Source organism: Streptomyces shenzhenensis (genome assembly GCF_021462265.1).
Lineage (GTDB): Bacteria > Actinomycetota > Actinomycetes > Streptomycetales > Streptomycetaceae > Streptomyces > Streptomyces shenzhenensis.
This window is the reverse complement of record NZ_JAJONF010000020.1, coordinates 152,923-172,760: the sequence shown is the minus strand read 5'-3', so window position 1 is coordinate 172,760 and position 19,838 is coordinate 152,923. Positions and strand designations below refer to the sequence as shown.

Genomic DNA, 19,838 nt, shown 5'->3' with positions numbered 1-19,838 from the left:
CGATGTTCCGCTGTTTGTATGCCTCGCTGTCGAAGCCGGGCGGACGGCCGCCGAGTCGGCCTCGCCGCACAACGGGGGCCGACTCGGCCGGACGGCTGGGGGATGACCGCACGAATGCCCCGGCGCCGCAGGTGGCTGCGGATGCCACGTGAGGAGTATGCGCGGTCGGCCAGAACGGCCAAAGGCCGTGTCCGGGGCCTGCCCGGACCGGGGCGGGGCACACGGATGCGGGACATCACCGTCTCGAACGCGGCTGCATCACCTGCCTGGCCTGCGGCAACGGTGAAGGCGAGGGGTCGTGCGCGGCCGTCTGCCGCCAGGTGAACCTTGGTGCTCGGCCCGCCGCGGGATCGTCCAAGCGCGTGATCGGCAGGCTCGCCCGGGTGGGGCGCCCCCTTTCGAGTGCTCCGGCAGCGTGCTGGGGGGCCCGGACAACTGCGGAGGCCACTGACACCGTCCAGTCGATGCCGTCGTCAGCGTCTGCAGACGCAGTCGTGTGCGCGCACTTGCGTACGGCGGCCGCGGGCAGGTTCGGGCCGGTCGCGCAGTTCCCCGCGTCTCTCCGGGGCGCGGGCGGAGGCACAATAGTGATCATGACAATGACGTCGTCACAGGCCTTCCTGCCGGTCCTGGAACGCATCGCCGAGGAGATGGAGCGGACGCCGGGCCGCGGCCGTCCCGCCGGCTACATCCCGGCGCTCGCCGCCTGCGATCCCCGCAGCTTCGGCATGGCTGTCGCCGAACCGGACGGCACGGTCTACGGCGTCGGCGACTGGCGGCAGCCGTTCTCCACCCAGTCCATCACCAAGGTCTTCACCCTCGCTCTCGACCTCGCCCGCGAGGGCGACGAACTCTGGGAGCACGTCGGCCGCGAACCCTCCGGCAATCCCTTCAACTCCCTGGTCCAGCTGGAGTACGAGCAGGGCATCCCGCGCAACCCCTTCATCAACGCGGGCGCGCTCGTCGTCACCGACCGCCTCCAGACCCGTACCGCGGACGCGGCCGGCGAGCTGCTGGCGTTCCTGCGCGCCGAGAGCGGCAACGCCTCCCTCGACTTCGACAAGGAGGTCGCCGCCTCCGAGTCCCAGCACGGCGACCGCAACGCCGCCCTCGCCCACTTCATGGCCTCCTACGGCAACATCGACAACGACGTCCCGGTCCTCCTCGACCAGTACTTCCGGCAGTGCTCCGTCGCCGCCTCCTGCGCCGACCTCGCCCTCGCCACCACCTTCCTGGCCCGCCACGGCATCCGCGCCGACGGCACCCGCCTCCTCACCAGAAGCCAGGCCAAACAGGTCAACGCCGTGATGCTGACCTGCGGAACGTACGACGCGGCGGGCGAGTTCGCGTACCGGGTGGGCCTGCCCGGCAAGAGCGGAGTGGGCGGTGGCATCATCGCCGTCGTGCCGGGCCGGTGCGCGATCTGCGTGTGGAGCCCGGGACTGGACGAACGGGGCAACTCGGTGGCGGGTGTGGCGGCACTGGACAGATTCACGACACTCACGGGTCTGTCGGTGTTCTAGAGGTTCTGGGGGGTTCGACTTCGCGGCGCCGGCGGTGAAGCGCCCTTGAGGGGCGCGGGGCTGTATCGGTATGCGGCTCCGCCGCGCGGGCGTGATCGGCCACGACGGACCCGCACCCGGCAACGACCACACACAGGTAACAAGCAGGCCGCTCCCAAGAAAGCGCCCCGTCGTCTCCCGGCCACCCGCCCTTGGCACGCTGACCCAGTGTTGGCCATGGCTTTCCCCGTCGATCTCCGCCGCTGCCAGGTGCTTGGCCTGGCCGGTACCGCCTTCCTCGCCCTGGGAGGTGAGACGGCCGGCGCCCTGCCCGTGGAGGATCTGCTCGCACCCAGCTCCGTGCAGGCGGCGTTCGGCCTGGTCGGTGTCTACTTCGGTGTCGTGCTGCTGGTCGCGGCGTGGCTGCTGCTCGGCCGTCTGGTGCGCGGCGCCGAGCCGCCCACCCCGCGCCGGCTGCTGCTGGTCCTCGCTGTCTGGGCGGCCCCGCTGCTGCTGGCGCCCCCGCTGTTCAGCCGGGACGTGTACAGCTACCTCGCGCAGGGCGCGATGGTCGACGCGCACATGGACGTCTACACCTCGGGGCCCGCCCAGCTCGGCGGCCCGCTGGCCGACGAGGTCGCGCCGGTGTGGCAGAACACCGCCGCCCCGTACGGCCCGGCGTTCATGGGCGTGGCCTCGCTGCTGTCCGGGCTGACCCGCGGTGAACTCCCGGCGGGACTCCTCGGGATGCGGCTGGTCGCCCTGCTCGGCGTCGGCCTGATGGCGGCCGCGCTGCCCCGCCTCGCCCGGCACAGCGGCGCCGACCCGGCCGCCGCGCTCTGGCTCGGTGCCCTCAACCCGCTGGTGCTGCTGCACCTGGTCGCCGGCGCCCACAACGACGCCATCATGCTCGGACTGCTCGGCCTCGGCCTGGTCGCGGCGCTCGGCCGCTGGCCGGTCCTCGGCGCCGTACTCGTCACCCTCGCGGCGCTGGTGAAGGCGCCCGCCGCGCTCGGGCTGCTCGCGGTCGTCGTCGTGCAGGCGCGCAATGGCCGCAGTCCCGTGCGGGCCACGCTGACGACGGCGATCGCCTCGGGAGCGACGACGGTGGCGGCCACCGCCGTCGCCGGGACGGGGTACGGGTGGATAAGGGCGCTCGACACGCCGGTCTCGCCGCACAACTGGGCGCTCAGCAGCCTGCTCGGCCGGGCCACGGGCGCGCTCCTCGAACACCTCGGCAGCGACCTGGCACCGCTCGCCGTCCCCGCCTGGCATCTGCTCGGCCTCGCGCTCACCGCCGTGACCGTGCTGCTGATATGGGTCCGGCTGCGGCCCCGCCCGGTCTACGCCCTCGGCCTGAGCCTGGCCGCGGTCGCCGCCTTCGGGCCGGCGATCCGCCCCTGGTACGCCATCTGGGGACTGTTCCTGATAGCGGCCGCGGCGCCCAGCACCTCGGTACGGCACCGGGTGGCGGCCGTCACCGGCGTGCTCGCCCTCGCCGTGCTGCCCAGCGGCGGCCCCGCCGACGCCGGCCAGCTGGTCCTCGCCGTCTCCGGCGGGGTGCTCGGCGTGGTCGTGCTGTGGCAGGCCCACCAGGCCGCGCAGGCCCCGGCCGTGGGACGTACGGCATGAGGGGCCTGGGGCGGCCGCGGACCGACCGGGGGAGACTGCTGCTCGTCCTGGCTCTCGTCGCCGCCGTGACCGTGTTCACGGCCACCGTGCCGCTGCTGCGCGACTGGTTCGACCTGCGCGTGTACTACGGCACCGTGCACACCTGGGTGCATCACGGCGGGCGGATCTACGACTACCGGGTGCCCGGGACGACGTACGGCTTCACGTATCCGCCGTTCGCCGCCGTCGGCATGCTGCCCATGGCGATGGTGGGCCTGCCGGTGGCCATCGCCGCCTCGCTGCTGCTGAACCTGGCCGCGCTGGCGTTCGTGCTGCGCGTCCTGGCCGGGCCGGGCTGGCGGCGCCGGGGCTGGTACCGGTGGGCGCTGGCACTGTGCGGGCTGGCGCTGTTCGAGCCGTTGCGGGACACCTTCAGCTTCGGCCAGGTGAACCTGATACTGCTCGCCCTGGTCCTCGGGGACTGCTGTCTGCTGCGCAGCGGGCGGGGCCGCCTGGCCGGGGCCGGCATCGGGCTCGCCGCCGCGATCAAGCTCACGCCGGCGCTGTTCATCGGGATGCTGCTGATCGGCCGCAAGTGGCGGGCGGCCGGTGTCGCCACGGCCGTGGCGCTCGCCGCGACCGCTCTGGCGGCCTGGGCCGACCCGAAGGCCTCCCGCTTCTACTGGACGCACGCGCTCTGGGACACCAGCAGGGTCGGCCGGCTCGACTACGTCTCGAACCAGTCGCTGCAGGGCGTGCTGGCCCGGCTCGGCCATCCGGACAAGCCGCTGTGGGCGATCGCGGTGCTGCTCACGCTGGCCGTGTGGGTGTGGCGGACCCGCCGGGCCATGGCGGCCGGCGACTGGACGACCGCCTTCGCGCTCACCGGTCTGACGGCCTGTCTGGTCAGCCCGATCACCTGGGTGCACCACCTGGTGTGGGTGCTGCCGTCGTTCGTGCTGCTGGCCCGCGCCGGCCACCCGCGGATCGCGGGCGCCCTCTACGCGGTGATGTGCACCAGCGTGGTGTGGCTGTGGTTCGACGACGCCTCCGGCGTCGACGGGTTCCTCGGCAGCAACCTCTACACCTGGATCACCCTGGGCCTGCTGCTGGGCCTGCCGGTCGGTCAGTCCCGTCCGGGGCGTTCGCCCTTGAGCCGCTTCGCCAGGGTGACGGCGCCCGCGCCGAGCACCGCGAGACCCGCGACGACGGCGGTCTCCGACCAGCCCGAGTCGTCCTCGGGTGCCGTGGCCGCCGCCATCGGTACGGTGCTGGGGCCCGCACTGGGCCGCGGCGGCCTGGCCCGCAGACCGTCCAGCGAGCCCACCGGGTCGACCCGTCCGGCCGCCGCGAAGCCCCAGTCGAGCAGCTGACGGGCCTCGTCGTACACGCCGCCGTCCTGCGGGTTCATCACCGTGACGACGAGGGTGCGCCCGCCGCGCCGGGCGGCGGCGATGAGGGTGTTGCCGGCGTTGCTGGTGTAGCCGTTCTTGATCCCGATCAGGCCGGGGTAGCGCCCCACGCCGTCCTCGCCGGTCAGCAGCCGGTTGGTGTTCTCGATGCCGAACGACCAGCCGGCGCCGTCGGGGAAGCGGGCCTCGGCGGTGGAGCAGTACCGCGCGAAGTCGGGGTTGCGCAGTCCCTCCCGGCCGAACACCGCCAGGTCGAACGCGGAGGAGACCTGCCCCGGTGCGTCGTAGCCGTCGGGGGACTCGACGTGGGTGTCGAGGGCGCCCAGGGAGCGGGCGTTGGCCTGCATCCGGGTGACGGTGCGGTCCCAGCCCCCGTCGAGCGCGGCGAGGACGTGCACGGCGTCGTTGCCGGAGCTGAGGAAGACCCCGCGCCACAGGTCGGCCACCCGGTAGGTGTGTCCCTCCTCGACGCCGACCAGGCTGCTGCCCTCGGCCACGTCCGCCAGTTCCTCGGGGGTGACCCGGTGCTGGAGGTCCGCGGGCAGGACCGGCAGCACGGTGAGCGCGAACAGGGTCTTCAGCGTGCTGGCCGGAGGGAGCCTGCGGTGTGCGTGGTCGGCCGCCAGCACCTGGCCGGTGTCCGCGTCGGCGACCAGCCAGGACAGCGCGGACAGGTCGGGGAGTTCCGGGGCCCCGGGGTGCGGCCGCACCTGTGGGCCGGAGTGGTAGAGCAGCGACGGGCCGGGCACCACCGCCCTCGGGGGCGGGGCCGGCGCCGGCGCCGTGGTGCCGGCGACGGCCGTGCCGGGCGGCAGCGCCAGCAGGCCCGCCAGGCAGACGGAGCAGGTCGTCACCGCCGCTCGCCGGGGGAATCGGCCAGGGAATCCGATCGTCATACGATCAACGTAGGAATGGAGGCGGTGTCCGGCGCGCTGCCGGGGCCGGTCGGGTGCAGGGAGCAACCCGGATGCCGCACGCCCGGGTGTCAGCCCGCCGGCAGGGTCGGCTGCACGCGCCGCAGGAAGGCCGCGTTGTCCGGGGTCTCCCGCATCCGCTCCAGGAGCGTCTCCAGGCCGCCGCCCGGGGCGCCCTCGCGGCTCTGCAGGGCCCGGCGCAGCCCGCGCACGGCGGTCAACTCGGCCGGGGTGAGCAGGAGTTCCTCGCGGCGGGTGCCGGAGGGGGCGATGTCCACAGCGGGGAAGACCCGCCGGGAGGCCAGCTCGCGGTCCAGGCGCAGCTCCATGTTGCCGGTGCTCTTCAGCTCTTCGAAGAAGTAGCCGTCGGCCCGGGAGCCGGTGTCCACCAGGACGGTGGCCAGGATGGTGAGCGAGCCGCCCTCCTCGGCCTTGCGGGCGGCACCGAAGAACCGCTTCGGGCCGATCAGCGCGCCGGCGTCGACACCGCCGCTGAGGGTACGGCCGTTGGAGGCGGCCGCGTTGTTGTGGGCCCGGCACAGCCGGGTCAGGGAGTCCAGGAGGATGACGACGTCCCGGCCGTCCTCGACGAGCCGCCTGGCGCGCTCGACCACGAGTTCGGCGAGGGCGATGTGCTCCTTGGCGGGCCGGTCGAAGGTGGAGGCGTAGACCTCACCGCGGACCGAGCGCCGCATGTCGGTGACTTCCTCCGGGCGCTCGTCGAGCAGCAGCACCATCAGATGGCACTCCGGGTGGTTGCCGGCGACGGCGGCGGCGATCTGCTGGAGCAGCACGGTCTTGCCGGTCTTCGGCGGGGCCACGATCAGTCCGCGCTGCCCCTTGCCGACCGGCGCGAACAGGTCGGCGACCCGTCCGGCGAACCCGGCGGCCGGGTGTTCCAGGCGGATCCGCTCGTGCGGGTGCAGCGGGGTCAGATCACGGAAGTGGCGGCGGCCGTGCAGCTCCTCGGGCGTACGGCCGTTGACGAGCGTGATCCCGGCCAGCGTGCGCCGGTCGCCGAGGACGCCCTCGACGAGGTCGCCCCGGCGCAGGCCGTGACGGCGGATCAGGGCCGGGGAGACCTGCGGGTCGGCGGGGGAGGGCAGGCAGTCCCGGGCCCGCAGCTGCCCCTTCCCGCCCGCGTCGATGTCGAGGACACCGGTGACGGGCCGGGTGGCGGCCCGGTCCTGCTGCTGGACAGGGGGTTCGAGTGTGGTGGTCATGAGAGGTGGTCCTTTCGCGGACGGAAGACATGAGTGAAGGGGGAGTGGCCGCGAGCGGGAGGGCGTGTGCGCAGCCTCCGTGCGGCGGGGAACGGCACCTCGGGAACGGTGATGAAGGCCCGGATCACGAGGTGGTGCTGAGAAGCCGGTGAGCCGGTCGGGAAGCGACGGGCGATACGGCTGGAGGAGTGGAACCGGCACTCGGCGCCCGTAGCGGGGCGCTCACACGTGCTGATCGCACTATACCCAGGGTTCCGCGATCGTCAACATGACACCGGTCACCGCTATTCCCGCCGCATGCCCGGCCGGGGATCCGGTTCCCGCGTCCCGGTGCCTTGCGGGACCGGCCGGAACCGCCCCGCACGGGCCCGCGGGGGCCTACGATCGGCGGTGTCCGTGTCGTGCCACTGTCAGGAGCCCCTGGTGGAGAGCCCCTCCGTGCCACACCGTCCGGACCCCGCCGGCGGTTGCCCGCACGCCGACAACGCCAGGCTGCTGGCGCGCGGTGCCGTGGCTCCGGTGGTCCTGCCCGGTGGCGTCGAGGGCATGGCGGTGCTCGGACACGAGGCGCTCAGGGAGTTCCTCCAGCATCCCGAAGTCGCCAAGGACGCCCGGCACTTCACCCGGTTGCGGGAGGGCCGTATCCCGGCGGGCTGGCCGCTGCTGACCTTCGCCACCGTGCGGGGCATGACCACCGCCGACGGCGACGACCACCGCAGGCTGCGCGCACTGGTCAGCCGGGCCTTCACCCCGCGCCGCGTCGAGGAACTGCGCCCCTGGATCGAGGAGTTGACCGGCACCCTGCTCGACGACCTGGAGCGGGCCGCCGCCGAAGCGGACGGCGTCGCCGAGCTGCGCCGGCACTTCGCGCTGCCGCTGCCCATGGGCGTGATCGGTGAACTCCTCGGCGTGGACCCGGAGTTCCGTGACCGGCTGCACCACCTGACCAACCAGGTCGTGGCCACCGACATCGGACCCGCCGCGGCCGTCGCCGCCAACCGGGAGCTGGTCGCCGTCCTCGCCGCCGTCGCCGCCGCCCGTGCCGAGCACCCCGGCGACGATCTCACCAGCGCCCTGATCGCCGCCCGCGACGAGGACGGCGACCGGCTGGGGCAGGAGGAGCTGATCGGCACCCTGGTCCTGATGACCATCGCCGGCCACGAGACCACCCTCAACCTCGTCACCAACGCGGTGCGCGCGCTGTGCGGCCACCGCGACCAGCTCGAAATCGTCCGGAAAGGGGACGCGAGCTGGGCGGACGTGGTCGAGGAGACGCTGCGCTGGGACGCGCCGGTCAGCTACTTCCCCTTCCGCTACCCGGTGCGGGACCTGACCGTCGGGGGCACGGTGATCCCTGCCGGCACCCCGGTCCTGGCCGGGTACTCCGCCGCCGGACGCGACCCGGCCGCGCACGGCCCGGACGCCGACCGCTTCGACGTCACCCGGCCGGCCCGCCCCGACGCCGTCCGCCACCTCTCCCTCGGCCACGGTGCCCACTACTGCCTGGGCGCCCCGCTGGCCCGCCTGGAGGCCACGGTGGCCCTGGAACGCCTCTTCGACCGCTTCCCCGCCCTGGACCTCGCCGTCCCCGAGAACGGCCTCGTCCGGCAGGCCAGCTTCGTCGGCAACAGCGTGCGCACCCTCCCGGTACGGCTGCGTCCCCGGACCGGCGGCGTCCGCGGCTGAGGCGCATACCAGCCATACGAACCCGTGATGGCGCTTCGCTGACGAATTTCTTGTTCTGGCCATAGGCCCTACCTACGCTGCCACCACCGCACTTCGGCGGCTTGGGACAAGGGACATGGCAATCATGGGCCGACTGGCCGGAAAAATCGCTTTCATCAGTGGCACGGGGGCTGGAATCGGCCGGGCCGCGGCACAGGTTTTCGCGGCCGAGGGCGCCACCGTATTCGGCTGCGACATCGACGAGAAGAGCGCCTCGGAAACCGTGGTACTCGTCGAGAAGGCCGGTGGTGTCATGCGTTCCCTGGCGCCGGTCGACCTTTCCACCGAGGCGGGGGCGCGGGAGTGGATCGAGGCCGGGATCGCGGAATTCGGCGGGATCGACATCCTCTACAACAACGCCTCCGCGCTGCGGAACGGCCCCTTCGAGACGATGCCCGCCGAAGACTGGTACTTCACCATCAGGAACGAGTTGGACATCCCCTACTTCTGCACCCGGGCGGCCTGGCCGCACCTGGTCGCACGCGGCGGCGGGGCCGTCCTCAACGTCGCCTCCGTGGCCGCCGTGCGCGGCGCGCCGTTCATGCCCATGGTGCCGCACGGCGCAGCCAAGGGCGGGGTCCTCGCCATGAGCAAGCACCTGTGCGCGGCCGGCGCCCCGCACCGCATCCGCGTCAACACCCTCGCCCCCGGCATGACCCGCACCGCGGCCACCGCGCCCTTCCTCGACGACCCCGACGGCCCGAAGGCCCGGCTGGAGGCGCGGATACCGGTCGGTCGGATCGGACAGCCCGAGGACATCGCCCGCGCGGCGGCCTTCCTCTGCTCCGACGAGGCGGCCTTCGTCAACGGCGCCAACCTCATGGTCGACGGCGGCGACAGCGCGATGGCGGGCTGAGCGCGGATGCACGCACGACTCGACCACGTGGGCCTCAACGTACGCGACCTGGCCGCCCAACTCGCCTGGTACCGCGCGGCCTTCGGCCTGAGGACCGTCTTCGATTTCCATCTCGACGGCCCCGGCCTGACCGGTGTCGTCCTGGAACACCCGCACGGCTGGCGGCTCGAACTGCTCGCCAGGCCCGGGTCCGCGCCCGGCCTGCGGGCACCGGACCCGATGACCGCCGTCCTCACCGAGGGGTACGGGCACTTCGCGGTCACCACCCCTGAACTCGACCCCGTGTACGCCGCGTTGACGGCGCTCGGGGCCGGCGAGGTCCTCGCCCCCGGACCGTCCCCCGAACCGGGGGTGCGAATGGCCTGGGTCAAGGACCCCGAGGGAAACCTCATCGAACTCATAGAGCGCGGCGAACCCGGCGAGCACGGCGAACTCGCCGAAGCCGAAGACCGCGGCACCACCGTTAACCCGTGAGATGGAGCAGGGAATGACCAACGCTGTGAAAAGACTGGACGTGGGCACGCTCATAGCCTGTTGTCTGGCAGTTGCCGCCGCGCAGCTGTGCATTACCGTCCCCTCGCCCATCAACGGAGAAATCCAGAGCGCATTCGGTGCCTCCGGATCGCAGGTCGCCTGGGTCACCTCGGCATTCATTCTGCCCACCGCTATTCTGGAACTGAATTTCGGTGTGGTGGGCGACCTGTTCGGCCGTAAGCGACTGCTGGTCCTCGGTGGATTCGTGCTGGCGATCGGCGAACTCCTCAACGCCACCTCCCAGAACATCACCATGCTCTGGATCGGCCAGGCCCTCGCCGGCGTCGGCGCCGCCGCGCTCTTCCCCAGCTCCCTCGCCGTGATCGCGGCCGCGACACCCGGGGAGAAGGACCGCGCCAAGGCGGTCTCGACCTGGGCGCTGAGCATTTCCCTCGCCTCCGCCGTGGGCCCGCTCTCCTCCGGGATCCTCGCCACCGTCGCCGACTTCCGCTGGGCGTTCGTACCGCCGGTCGTCCTCGGTGTCGTGGTCGGCATCTCCTGCTGGGCGCTGGTCACCGACTCCAAGGCGCCCGAGGGCCGCGCCCTGGACTGGCCGGGGCAGATCAGCATCGCCGTCGGTCTCACCGCCCTGCTGTGGGGCATCATCGAGGGCGGTGACCGCGGCTGGAGCAGCCCCTCGATCCTCTTCGCGCTGATCCTCGCCGCCGTGGCCCTGGTCGGCTTCGTGACGGCGGAGCGGCGTGCCGCCTCCCCGATGTTCAACCTGGAACTGCTGAGGATCCCGTCGTTCGCGGCGGCCGCGGTGGTCGCGCTGACCGGCATGTTCGGCTTCATCGGCACCGCCTACTGCGTCTCCATCCGGCTCGGCGCGGTGATGCACCTCAGCGCCCTGCGCGCCGGCATGCCGTTCGTGATCCTCCAGCTGATCCCGCTGCTCCTCGCGCCGGTGCTCAGCAGGATGCTCACCCGCGTCGAGCCGCGCTGGCTGCTGATGGGCGGTCTGCTGCCGATGGCCGCCGGCCAGTTCTGGATCGCCGCGCTGCCCATCACCACCACGTCGCTGGCGGCCTTCATCGGCCCGGTGCTGCTGCTCGGCATCGGCTTCATCTGCGTGGTCTCCTCACTCACCTCGGCCGCCGTGAACGCGGTGCCGATCGAGATGACCGGCATGGCGAGCGGCGCCACCAGCCTGGTCCGCGAGTTCGGGCAGGGGCTCGGGCCGGCCGTGATCAGCACCATCGCGATGAGCGCGGCCTCCTCCGCGCTGGTCGGCAGGCTGAGCGGCGCCGACGCCGGCATGGAGGCCGCGGCCGGACCGCTCGCGGTGGTCAACGCGGGCAGCGACAGCGCCCGGGCGGCCGCGCAGGACGCCCTCGCGCACGGCATGGCCCTCGGCGTGGTGATCTGCGGCTGCGCCTCGCTGCTCGGCGCCCTGGTCACCCTGCTGCTGGTCCGCAGGAACACCGCACGAGCAGTGGCCCAGGCGCCGGTGCAGACGGCATCCGCCTGATCCGCGGCACGGCGTGAAGGCCGGGGCGTGCGCACCGGCCTTCACGCGCGCACCGGCCGCGGACGGCTTCGCCGGCGACTTCCGGAGCGGTGGGAAACGTGCCCTCAGGCCGGCCGGTGCGAGTCTGCCCATGAACTCCAGGGCCCCCGACGAGGCGTTCGGCGACTCGATGGCGAGCGGCAATACGCACCGCTCGAGGTGCCCCCGGCAGCCGCCACCCAAAGCCGATGCTGGGGCAGGTGAACCCCCGGTGCTCGTTCGCGAACCACAACGGTCGTGCAGGGGTGGGGACTTGATGTCTGGTTATGCCTTATCTTCACGACATGTCCACCCCACCGCAGCAGCCCCCTTCCGCTCCGCGGCAACCCGGGCCCGACCCGCAGGACACCCTCGCCGCCCAGCAGCCGCCCACGCCCGCGCAGCCCTCGTCCGCGCAGGCGCAGCCCTCGTCCGCGCAGGCGCCGCCGCCCGCGGTCCCGCCGCAGCCGACCGCCTACCCGTATCCGAACCCGCAGTCGCCACTCCCGCAGCACCCCTACCCCCAGCCCGCCCCACCCGAGCAGGCCAACCCCTATGCGGTGCCGCCCGGTCACGGCTACCCGCCGCCGGCCGCGCCACCGGCCACGGGTCCGCGCACGGCCGGGAGAGCCGTGCTGTGGGCCGTCGTGGGCGCGGTGGTCGCCTCCGCGGGCTGGGCGGCCGGGCTCTTCCTGACCGGGGGCTTCGGGACCGGCGCCGACCTGCGCGGCTACCGGGCGCCCGCGAACCTCTGCGCCGGCTCGGACTACTCGTCGTTCAAGGACGAGTACCCCGTGGACGACTCGGCCCCGACGAAGAACGCGATGAAGGACCCCGTGCTGGACGAGAGTTACTGCAGCCTCAGCCTCAAGAAGACCGGCTCCGGCTACGGCGACGCCTACCTCTCCCTCCAGCTCGACCTGCACAGGAGAACCGACCCGGCACCGGAGTTCACGGCCACCTGGAAGAACTACGGCGACAGCCACACCGATTACGACGTGACACCCGTGCGGGGCATCGGCGACGAGGCCTACCTGGTCACCCAGGACACCAGCAACGGCTCCACCACCAGCGGCTCGCGGTACGCCACCCTCGCGGTGCGGGACGGGTGGATGACGTTCACCATGTACTACAGCGCGTACTTCTCCTCCTACGACAGCGACACCGACCCGCCCAGCCTCGACGACGTGACCGGCTGGCTGAAGACCGACACCAAGTCCACGCTGGAGCAGCTCAAGGCCTGACGCTCAGTCCTGGTCGAGGGCGTTGGTGATCGCCTTGACCGGGCCGTGCGCCGCGTAGCCGCCGTCGACGGTGATCTCCGCGCCGTTGACGTACGAGGCCTCGTCGGAGAGGAGATACACGACCAGCGGCGCCACCTCGTCGACCGTGCCCGGGCGGCCCTGGGGGGTCATGGCGAGATGGGCGGCGACGAACACCGGGTTGGCCGTGGCCATCAGCGGCGTCTCGATGTAGCCGGGGTGGACGATGTTCGTCCGGATACCGCGCGGAGCCAGCTCCAGGGCCGCCACCCTGGACAGGCCCCGCAGCGCCCACTTGCTGGCCGTGTACGCCACCGCGTGATGCGCGGTGAGCCCGGCGACCGAACCGACGTTCACGATCGAGGAGCCGGCCGGCATCAGCGGGGCGAGAGCCTGGATGCCGAGCAGGGCGCCGGTGGTGTTCACGGCGAACGCCCGGTTCCAGTCGTCGAGTTCCACCTGACCGAGCCGGGCGCGCATCGGGATGCCCGCGTTGTTCACCAGGCCGTGCACGACGTCCAGGGAGGCGGCCAGCAACGCCCAGTCGGCGGGCGAGGTCACGTCCAGGCGGACGTACCGGACGTCCAGGCCGTCGGCGCGCAGGGACGCGGCGAGCTTCTCCCCGGCCTCGTCCAGCACGTCGGTCGCGACCACCGTGGCCCCCTCCCGGGCGGCCGCGGCCGCCTCCGCGGCTCCCTGGCCCTGCGCGGCTCCGGTGACGACGACGGTACGGCCCGCCAGGCGTGTGCGGCTCACGGCTTCCTCCAAGGGGGTACGGGAGAGGTCCTCCCGTCCACGCTAGGAAGCCGCGGACAGCTCCGGAAACGCGCTGTCCGGATGGCTGGCATCCGCCTCGGCGATCTCCGGCGGCGCCTTCTCGCCGAGCGCCGCCCCGACCCTGCGGACCGTGTCCCGCAGCCACCGGTGCGCCGGGTCGGCATGCCGGTTGTGATGCCAGTACATGGCCTCCACCAGCGGTACGTCGGGGAACGGCGCCGGTACGACCGCACAGCGCGCGAACCCCTCGTAGCGGCGGGCCAGCCGCTCCGGGACCATGGCCACCAGGTCCGTACCGCTCACCAGGAACGGCAGCACACTGAAACCTGGCGTGCTGACCTGCACCTTCGGGATGATCCCGAGGGTCTCCAGCTGGCGCTCGGCGGGGGTGTGGCTCTTGCCGATGGCGCAGGCCGCGTGCGGCATCTCCGCAAGGTCGCGCAGGGTGAGCCGGCCGTCCACCAGGCGCGGGTTGCCCGGGTCGACGATGCACACGAACCGGTCGTGCATCACGGCCTCGCTCACGCCGGGGAGCTGGTAGCCGAGCGGCACGATCATCAGGTCGTGACAGCGCAGATGCGTCTCCGTCTCCAGCTGCCCGTCCACGATCGGATGGAAATCGATCCGCACGCCCGGCGCCTCGGCCGCGATGGCCCGCAGCAGCGGCTCCACGAGCACCGTCATCACGTAGTCCGACATGACCACGGAGAACCGCTGGCGGCTGCGCTCCGGGTCGAAGTACCGGGTCAGCGACAGCGCCTCCTCGGCCTTCTGCAGCGAGCCCTGGACGACCGGCAGCAGCCGCTCCGCGAGCGGCGTCAGCTCGTACTCGCGGCCCACCCGGATCAGCAGCTCGTCGTTGAAGTGCCGGCGCAGCCGGGCCAGCGAGCCGCTCATCGCGGACTGGCTCGTCGACAGCCGCACCCCCGCGTGGGTGACGTTCTTCTCCTCCAGGAGCGCTTCCAGTGCCACCAGAAGATTGAGATCGATCGCTCCGAGACCCACGTGTGTCCCCTTCCGGCCGGCCACGTCCTTGAAGCTTCGGTGAAACGCGAGGTTAACCAGCGGGCGGCCGTCGAGGAAGGGGGTCCGGGCCACTGTCAGGAAGATGTGATGCCAGGCATCCCGGCACCGGATACCCGCAGGTGGGGGGTCTGCGCAGCACAGGCCCCCCACAGCCCGGGAGGCTATGGGCGCGGCGTGCGGCCCCGCTTGCGGGCCCGCGGCAGGTACGCGTCCGCCCGTCCGGGCACGATCCGGTTGGACACCGTGCCCAGGCGCTCGACGGTCAGCGTCACCTCGTCGCCGGGCCGCAGCGGGGGCGGGGTGCGCTCCCCGAGCCGGCCCCAGAACTCCGCCAGCGCACCCCAGCCGCAGGTGCCCGAGCCCAGGATGTCGCCGGGGCGCACCCAGGCGTCCCGGCTGGCGTAGGCGATCATCTCCTCGAAGGTCCAGGAGACGTTGGCGAGGGTGTCGCGGCCGATCAGCTCGCCGTTCAGGGTGACCGTCATCTCCAGGTCCAGGAACCCGTCCGCATCCCGCCGGTCCTCGACCTCGTCCGCCGTGACCAGCCAGGGGCCGAGTGTGTTGGCGAAGTCCTTGCCCTTGGAGAAGCCGAGGCCGAGGTTCTTCTCCGGCCTCTGCAGATCACGGGCCGACCAGTCGTTGAAGACCAGGTAGCCGATGACGTGGTCCCGCGCCTGGTCGGGGGTGAGGTCCCGGCCGCCGCGGCCGATGACCGCGCCGACCTCCAGCTCGAAGTCCAGCACCGAGCAGCCCGCCGGCACCGGCACGTCGTCGTGGGCACCATAGGCCGCGTGCGGGTTGGTGAAGTAGAAGTTGGGGGCCCGGTACCACTCCTCCGGGACGTGTTCCAGGCCGTCCAGCGACTTAGACACGCCCTCGATGTGCGCCTCGAACCCGACGAAGTCCCGGATGGAGGGGGGCTTCAACGGCGGCAGCAACCGCACCTCTTCCACCGTCAGCTCGCCGGGGGCGTCCAGGGCCTCGGCACCCGCCGCGTGCAGCACGCCCGCCTCGACCAGCGCCAGCACGCTCACCCCGTCGGGCAGCGGGTGGATCAGCCCGTCCCGCACCACCCCGGCGCGCTCCTCGCCCCCGTGCTCGTACGTCGCGAAACGCATCGCCGCTCACCGCTCCCAGTGGTTGGTGTTGGTGACGGTCCCGGCGCTCAGATGGCCGGCGAACACGCCCTTGGGGTCACGGGCGGCCCGGATCTCGTTCAGCCGCCGCCACTGCTCGTCGCCCATGAACCTCAGCTGCCGTACGGTGAAGTCGGAGTCGCCGAGGTACTGGCCCGCGGTCACCGGCTGCATCGCCGCCATCGCCTCGTCCAGCCAGCCGCGCAGCTCCGCGTCCCGTCCGGCGTCGTCGGACACGACATAAGCGGCGCAGTAGATCTCCGACTGCAACGAGAACGCCATGTCGGGGAGCCGGCGCAGCGGTGCCATGGAGAACCAGATGGTGAAGGTCCGCCGGGTCGGGTGCTCGGTGAACGCCTTGCGGATCGCCGGGACGACCTCTGCGGCGCTGCCGGTCAGCCACGCGTTGTCCACGAAGTACCGGTGGCCTTCGGGGTTGGCGGTGCGCTGGCCCGTCAACTGTTCGGCGATGGTGGTGGGCCGGGCCTCGACGCGGAACAGGGCACGGTCGGCGTAGGGGTTGGCGTGCAGCGGCGCGAGCGCCTCGGCCGCCTCCTCGGGGGTGTCCGTCATCGAGACGCCGGTGACCAGCAGCACCGGTCCGTCGAGGTCGGGCGGGGTCTGGGTGAGAGCGACGATCTCGATCAGGTCGCAGACCGTGTGGTGGATGCCGTGCAGCCAGGTCATGACCTCGTCGAAGAGGTCGAGCGGGTAGGCGTGCACGGTGTGCGCGAGATGCCGGGGGAGGGGACGGGTGCGCAGGTGGAAACGGGTGACGACGCCGAAGAAGCCGGGGCCCGCCCCGCGCGCCGCCCAGAAGAGGTCGCTGTTGTGGGTCTCGTCGGCGCGGACCAACTCACCGTCGGCCGTGACGACGTCGATCGCCACGATGTTCTCGGCCGCCCAGCCCCAGCCGCGCGCGTTCCAGCCCTGCCCGCCCTGGAGCAGAAAACCGCCGATGCCCACCGAGGGACAGTGCCCGCCGTTGAAGAAGCGTCCGAACTCGCCCAGGTACGGGTTGAGTTCGTCGCCGCCCTTGACGCTGGGGGTGGCCGTCACGATCCCCGTACCCGGGTCGTACGCCATCTCACGGAAGCCGCCGAGGTCGATCAGCAGCGCGTCCCGGCGCACCGACCAGGCGGCCCAGCTGTGCCCGCCGGAGCGGACGGCGACCTGCCAGCCGCGCTCCAGGGCGAGCCGTACGCCCTCGACGACATCCTGTTCGGTGACCGCATTCAGGACGGCGGCGGGCGTGCGGTCGGCCGGGCGGCGGGCGTTGAAGACCCTGCCGTACACGGCCTCCTCGAAGTCCTCCTCATCCGGGAGGTGGAGGGTGCCGGAGAACCGGTTCTGGTCCGGGGATTCGGGGGTCGTCCCCCGGTTGACTGCGGGCATGGGGCGGCTCACTTGACTGCGATGGGGCTGACAGGGAAACCGGTCGCGCCGGGCACCGGCAAGGGCGCCGCGACCAGCAGGAACTCATAGACACCATCGGCCGCGCAGTCCTCCGCGAGGGCTTCCAGGTCCCACAGCTCGCCCAGCGGCAGGCCGAGGTGGGGGACGGCGACCTGGTGCAGCGGCGACACCGCGGGCTCGGCGAACTCGCTCGGCCGCACCTCCAGGTCCCAGGTGTCGGTGGCGACGGCCGCGACCTCGGTGCGGTGCAGCCAGCCGAGGGTGGTGAAGGACAGGCCGGGCGCGTGACCGGTCTCGTAACCGTCCCACGCGCCGAGCCGTCGTACCCGGCCGAGCTGTCCGGTGCGGACGAGGACGATGTCACCCCGGCGCACACTGGAGGTGGCACCCTGCGCCTCGACGGTGTCGCGCAGGTGCTCCTCCAGGATCGGGAAGCCGTCGGGGAGTTCACCGCGCGGGTCGCCGACCGCCCGGCCGACGTCGAGCAGGACCCCGCGGCCGGTGCAGGCGCTGCGCAGGTGCTCGATGCCGGTCACGCGGGCACCGTCGTCGCCGCCGGGGCGCGAACCACCGTGCCAGGTCTGCTCGGTGTCGTGTCCGCGGCCCAGTCCGTGCCACCGGGTGGCGGCTCGGGGGCCGGACCCGCCGAACCCCTGGGCCAGCGAGACGGCGCGGCCGCGCCGGACCAGACTCGCGGCGTGCGCGCGGATCGCGTCGTCGGCGAAATTGAGCGTGCCCAGCACGTCCTCCTCGCCCCAGCGGCCCCGGTCGCGGTACGCGGCGCGGGCCTTGGCCAGCTCTTCCTCGACGGGCCCCAGGGTCATCGGCTGTGTCCTTTCAGCAGCAGACCGAGGGCGTTGCCGCCGGCGATCGCGTCCCGTGCGGCCGGGTCGAGGCCGGCCGCGTCCAGCCGGGCCACCGGGTCGGTCACGCCCATGTCGAAGGGGTGGTCGGTGCCGAGCACCACCCGGTCCGCGCCCACCTCCTCGACCAGATGGCGCAGCGCACGCGGGGTGTAGACGAGAGCGTCGAACCACATCCGCCGCAGATAGGAACTGGGCGCCTCCGCGCAGCCGCGCGCGTCCGGCCGTACCTGCCAGGCGTGGTCGGAGCGGCCGGCGTACGTCGGCAGATAGCCGCCGCCGTGCGCGGCCACCAGCTTCAGGCGCGGGAAACGGTCCAGGACCCCGGTGAAGATCAGGTGCGAGAGCGCGACCGTGGTCTCGGTGGGCTGGCCGACCGTGTTGCCGAGATAGCGGGAGGCGAGCCGTTCGCCGAGCGAGCAGCCCCACGGGTGGACGAAGACGACGGCGCCCAGCTCCTCCGCCTTCAGCCAGACGTCGTCGTGCGCGGGGTCGGCCAGCTCACGGCCCTCGACGGTGGTGGAGACGCTGACGCCGTACAGGCCCAGCTCGGTGACCGCCTGATCCAGCAGGGCGACCGCCAGGTCCGGGTGCTGGAGCGGCACCGTGCCGAGGCCGTACAGCCGGTCCGGCGCGGCGGCGCAGTGCGCGGCCACCGCCTCGTTGACGGTACGGGCCAGCCGCACGGCGAGGCCGGGGCCGGCCCAGTAGTGGTGCATGGGCATCGGGCCGACCACCTGGCGGTCGACGCCCATCGCCTCGAGGTCGGCGAGCCGCGTGTCCACGTCCGTCAGCTTCCGGGCCAGACGCCGCAGCTGGGCCCGGTTGGCGGCCAGCGACCCGGGGGAGTGGGCGCGCTGCTCGGCGGCCAACTCGGCCGCGAGGCCCGCGGTGCCCGCCACCAGGGCGTCGGCCCCGGGGACGGCGAGATGGCCGTGGAAGTCGACGACGGGCGTGCTCATGCGGCCGCCGTCAGGAAAGCGAGGGTCTGCGACATGATCCGGGCCGGGTCGGCGCCGGGGGTGCCGGGGTGCATCTCCCACTCGGCGAGCTGGAGGGAGCTGTCCAGCACCATGCGGACGCGCGGCAGCCGACGGGCCATGAACCGGTCCAGTGCGCTGTCCACCGGTTCGTCGGCGGTGACCAGTTCGGCCAGCAGCACCGCGTCCTCCACGCACATCGCGGCACCCTGCGCGATCAGCGGCGGGCAGGCGTGCGCCGCGTCGCCGATCACCATGGCCCGGCCCCGGTGCCAGTCCTCGTCGACCAGGACCGCCTCGATCCAGCGGTAGTCCACGGCCGTGTCGCCCGGCAGTGAGGCGAGTATGTTCCCCCAGGTCCCGCCGTATCCGGCGCCGCGCTCGCGCAGCAGGTCCAGCGAGGCGCGCGGGCCGATCAGGGAGGCGTCCAGGTTCTCGTCGAGGAGGTAGGCGTAGCACTGGTCGTCGGAGATCGGGCTGTAGCCGGCCTTGTAGCGGGGACCGCCGTAGTACACCTCGGCGCAGTCCATCTCGGCGGGGCGCCGGGCCACCACCCGGAAGATCGACATGCCCACCGGGCGGGGCCTGGTGGTGATGCCGATGAGCGCGCGCATCGCCGAGTTGATGCCGTCCGCGCCGACCACCAGGTCGTAGCGGCCGGTGGAGCCGTCGGTGAAGGTCACGTCCACATGGCCGGCCGACTGCTCCAGCCCCCGCACGCTCAGGCCGAGACGGACGGCGACGCCGTGCGCGTACACCGCGTCGCACAGCGCGTTCTGCAGGTCGGAGCGGAGTGCGCCGGCCGTGGACGGCAGGTCCGCGCCGCCGGTGTGCGGGGTCTCCAGCTCGGTGATCAGACCGCCGTCCGCCCGGCGCAGCCGCATCAGGTCGAACGGCACCGCCCGGGACAGCACCCGCTCCAGTACCCCGACCGAGCGCAGCGCCTTGAGCGCGTTGCCCTGGACGGTGATGCCATGGCCCACCCCGAACCACTGGGGCGAGACCTCGACGAGCTCCACCTCGACCCCGCGCTGGGCGAGGGCGAGACACAGCACGCTTCCGGTGATGCCGCCGCCGACGACGAGCACCTTGTTCACGGGCATGGGCGATCC

16 protein-coding genes and 2 pseudogenes are annotated in these 19,838 nt (G+C 72.6%); 8 read left to right on the top strand and 10 right to left on the bottom strand.

Features of this window, described 5'->3' with window-relative positions:
• Positions 1-502: pseudogene (locus tag LQ326_RS25415) on the bottom strand (transposase); the annotation flags it as partial.
• 91 nt (positions 503-593) lie between these two features.
• Here LQ326_RS25415 and LQ326_RS25410 point away from each other — a divergent pair.
• The 3 genes from LQ326_RS25410 to LQ326_RS25400 all read left to right on the top strand — a co-directional run bounded on the left by LQ326_RS25410 (position 594) and on the right by LQ326_RS25400 (position 4,486).
• Positions 594-1,523 (top strand): glutaminase, encoded by a 930-nt coding sequence (locus LQ326_RS25410; protein WP_234540013.1) that lies wholly within the window; start codon positions 594-596, stop codon positions 1,521-1,523.
• Between the two features lie 216 nt (positions 1,524-1,739).
• Positions 1,740-3,134 carry a polyprenol phosphomannose-dependent alpha 1,6 mannosyltransferase MptB gene (gene mptB, locus LQ326_RS25405; protein ID WP_234540011.1) on the top strand — a complete coding sequence of 465 codons (1,395 nt, stop codon included), beginning with the start codon at positions 1,740-1,742 and terminating at the stop codon, positions 3,132-3,134.
• The gene (locus LQ326_RS25400) at positions 3,131-4,486 is read left to right on the top strand and encodes a glycosyltransferase 87 family protein (protein ID WP_372496948.1); all 1,356 of its coding nucleotides are present in this window, start codon (positions 3,131-3,133) and stop codon (positions 4,484-4,486) included. The genes mptB and LQ326_RS25400 overlap by 4 nt, the downstream gene beginning before the upstream one ends.
• 89 nt (positions 4,487-4,575) lie before the next feature.
• On the opposite strand, the pseudogene LQ326_RS25395 reads toward LQ326_RS25400, so the two are convergent.
• A pseudogene (locus tag LQ326_RS25395) lies at positions 4,576-5,421 on the bottom strand (D-alanyl-D-alanine carboxypeptidase family protein); the annotation flags it as partial.
• Positions 5,422-5,510: 89 nt separating this feature from the next.
• The gene (gene rho, locus LQ326_RS25390) at positions 5,511-6,662 is read right to left on the bottom strand and encodes a transcription termination factor Rho (RefSeq protein ID WP_234540008.1); all 1,152 of its coding nucleotides are present in this window, start codon (positions 6,660-6,662) and stop codon (positions 5,511-5,513) included.
• Between the two features lie 297 nt (positions 6,663-6,959).
• Here rho and LQ326_RS25385 point away from each other — a divergent pair, with 297 nt between their 5' ends.
• The 5 genes from LQ326_RS25385 to LQ326_RS25365 all read left to right on the top strand — a co-directional run bounded on the left by LQ326_RS25385 (position 6,960) and on the right by LQ326_RS25365 (position 12,510).
• Complete coding sequence (locus LQ326_RS25385) at positions 6,960-8,348, top strand: cytochrome P450 family protein (RefSeq protein WP_372496946.1); 1,389 nt, start codon at positions 6,960-6,962, stop codon at positions 8,346-8,348.
• Between the two features lie 115 nt (positions 8,349-8,463).
• Positions 8,464-9,243: an SDR family NAD(P)-dependent oxidoreductase gene (locus LQ326_RS25380; protein ID WP_234540006.1), complete on the top strand. Its 780-nt coding sequence runs from the start codon at positions 8,464-8,466 to the stop codon at positions 9,241-9,243.
• Between the two features lie 6 nt (positions 9,244-9,249).
• Entirely contained in the window at positions 9,250-9,717 is a 468-nt protein-coding gene (locus tag LQ326_RS25375) for a VOC family protein (RefSeq protein WP_234540004.1), read from the top strand.
• A gap of 13 nt (positions 9,718-9,730) precedes the next feature.
• Positions 9,731-11,248, top strand: a complete 1,518-nt coding sequence (locus tag LQ326_RS25370; protein ID WP_234540003.1) for an MFS transporter — start codon at positions 9,731-9,733, stop codon at positions 11,246-11,248.
• 323 nt (positions 11,249-11,571) lie between these two features.
• On the top strand, positions 11,572-12,510 hold the full coding sequence (locus LQ326_RS25365; RefSeq protein WP_234540002.1) for a hypothetical protein: 939 nt from the start codon (positions 11,572-11,574) through the stop codon (positions 12,508-12,510).
• A 3-nt stretch (positions 12,511-12,513) separates the two neighbouring features.
• On the opposite strand, the gene LQ326_RS25360 is transcribed toward LQ326_RS25365, so the two are convergent.
• From LQ326_RS25360 to LQ326_RS25330, 7 genes are all read right to left on the bottom strand, one after another.
• Positions 12,514-13,284, bottom strand: a complete 771-nt coding sequence (locus LQ326_RS25360; protein ID WP_234540001.1) for an SDR family NAD(P)-dependent oxidoreductase — start codon at positions 13,282-13,284, stop codon at positions 12,514-12,516.
• Between the two features lie 42 nt (positions 13,285-13,326).
• Positions 13,327-14,310, bottom strand: a complete 984-nt coding sequence (locus LQ326_RS25355) for a LysR family transcriptional regulator (protein WP_234540000.1) — start codon at positions 14,308-14,310, stop codon at positions 13,327-13,329.
• Positions 14,311-14,492: 182 nt separating this feature from the next.
• On the bottom strand, positions 14,493-15,449 hold the full coding sequence (locus LQ326_RS25350; protein ID WP_234539998.1) for a fumarylacetoacetate hydrolase family protein: 957 nt from the start codon (positions 15,447-15,449) through the stop codon (positions 14,493-14,495).
• 6 nt (positions 15,450-15,455) lie between these two features.
• Positions 15,456-16,862: an FAD-binding oxidoreductase gene (locus tag LQ326_RS25345; RefSeq protein ID WP_234539997.1), complete on the bottom strand. Its 1,407-nt coding sequence runs from the start codon at positions 16,860-16,862 to the stop codon at positions 15,456-15,458.
• 8 nt (positions 16,863-16,870) lie between these two features.
• Positions 16,871-17,707, bottom strand: coding sequence for a cyclase family protein (locus LQ326_RS25340; RefSeq protein WP_234539995.1), 837 nt, complete (start codon positions 17,705-17,707; stop codon positions 16,871-16,873).
• A complete protein-coding gene (locus LQ326_RS25335) occupies positions 17,704-18,708 on the bottom strand; it encodes an amidohydrolase family protein (protein ID WP_234539994.1) in 1,005 nt (334 codons plus the stop codon). Before LQ326_RS25335 ends, LQ326_RS25340 begins: the two co-directional genes overlap by 4 nt.
• On the bottom strand, positions 18,705-19,829 hold the full coding sequence (locus LQ326_RS25330; RefSeq protein ID WP_234539992.1) for an FAD-dependent monooxygenase: 1,125 nt from the start codon (positions 19,827-19,829) through the stop codon (positions 18,705-18,707). Before LQ326_RS25330 ends, LQ326_RS25335 begins: the two co-directional genes overlap by 4 nt.
• Between the last annotated feature and the right edge of the window lie 9 nt (positions 19,830-19,838).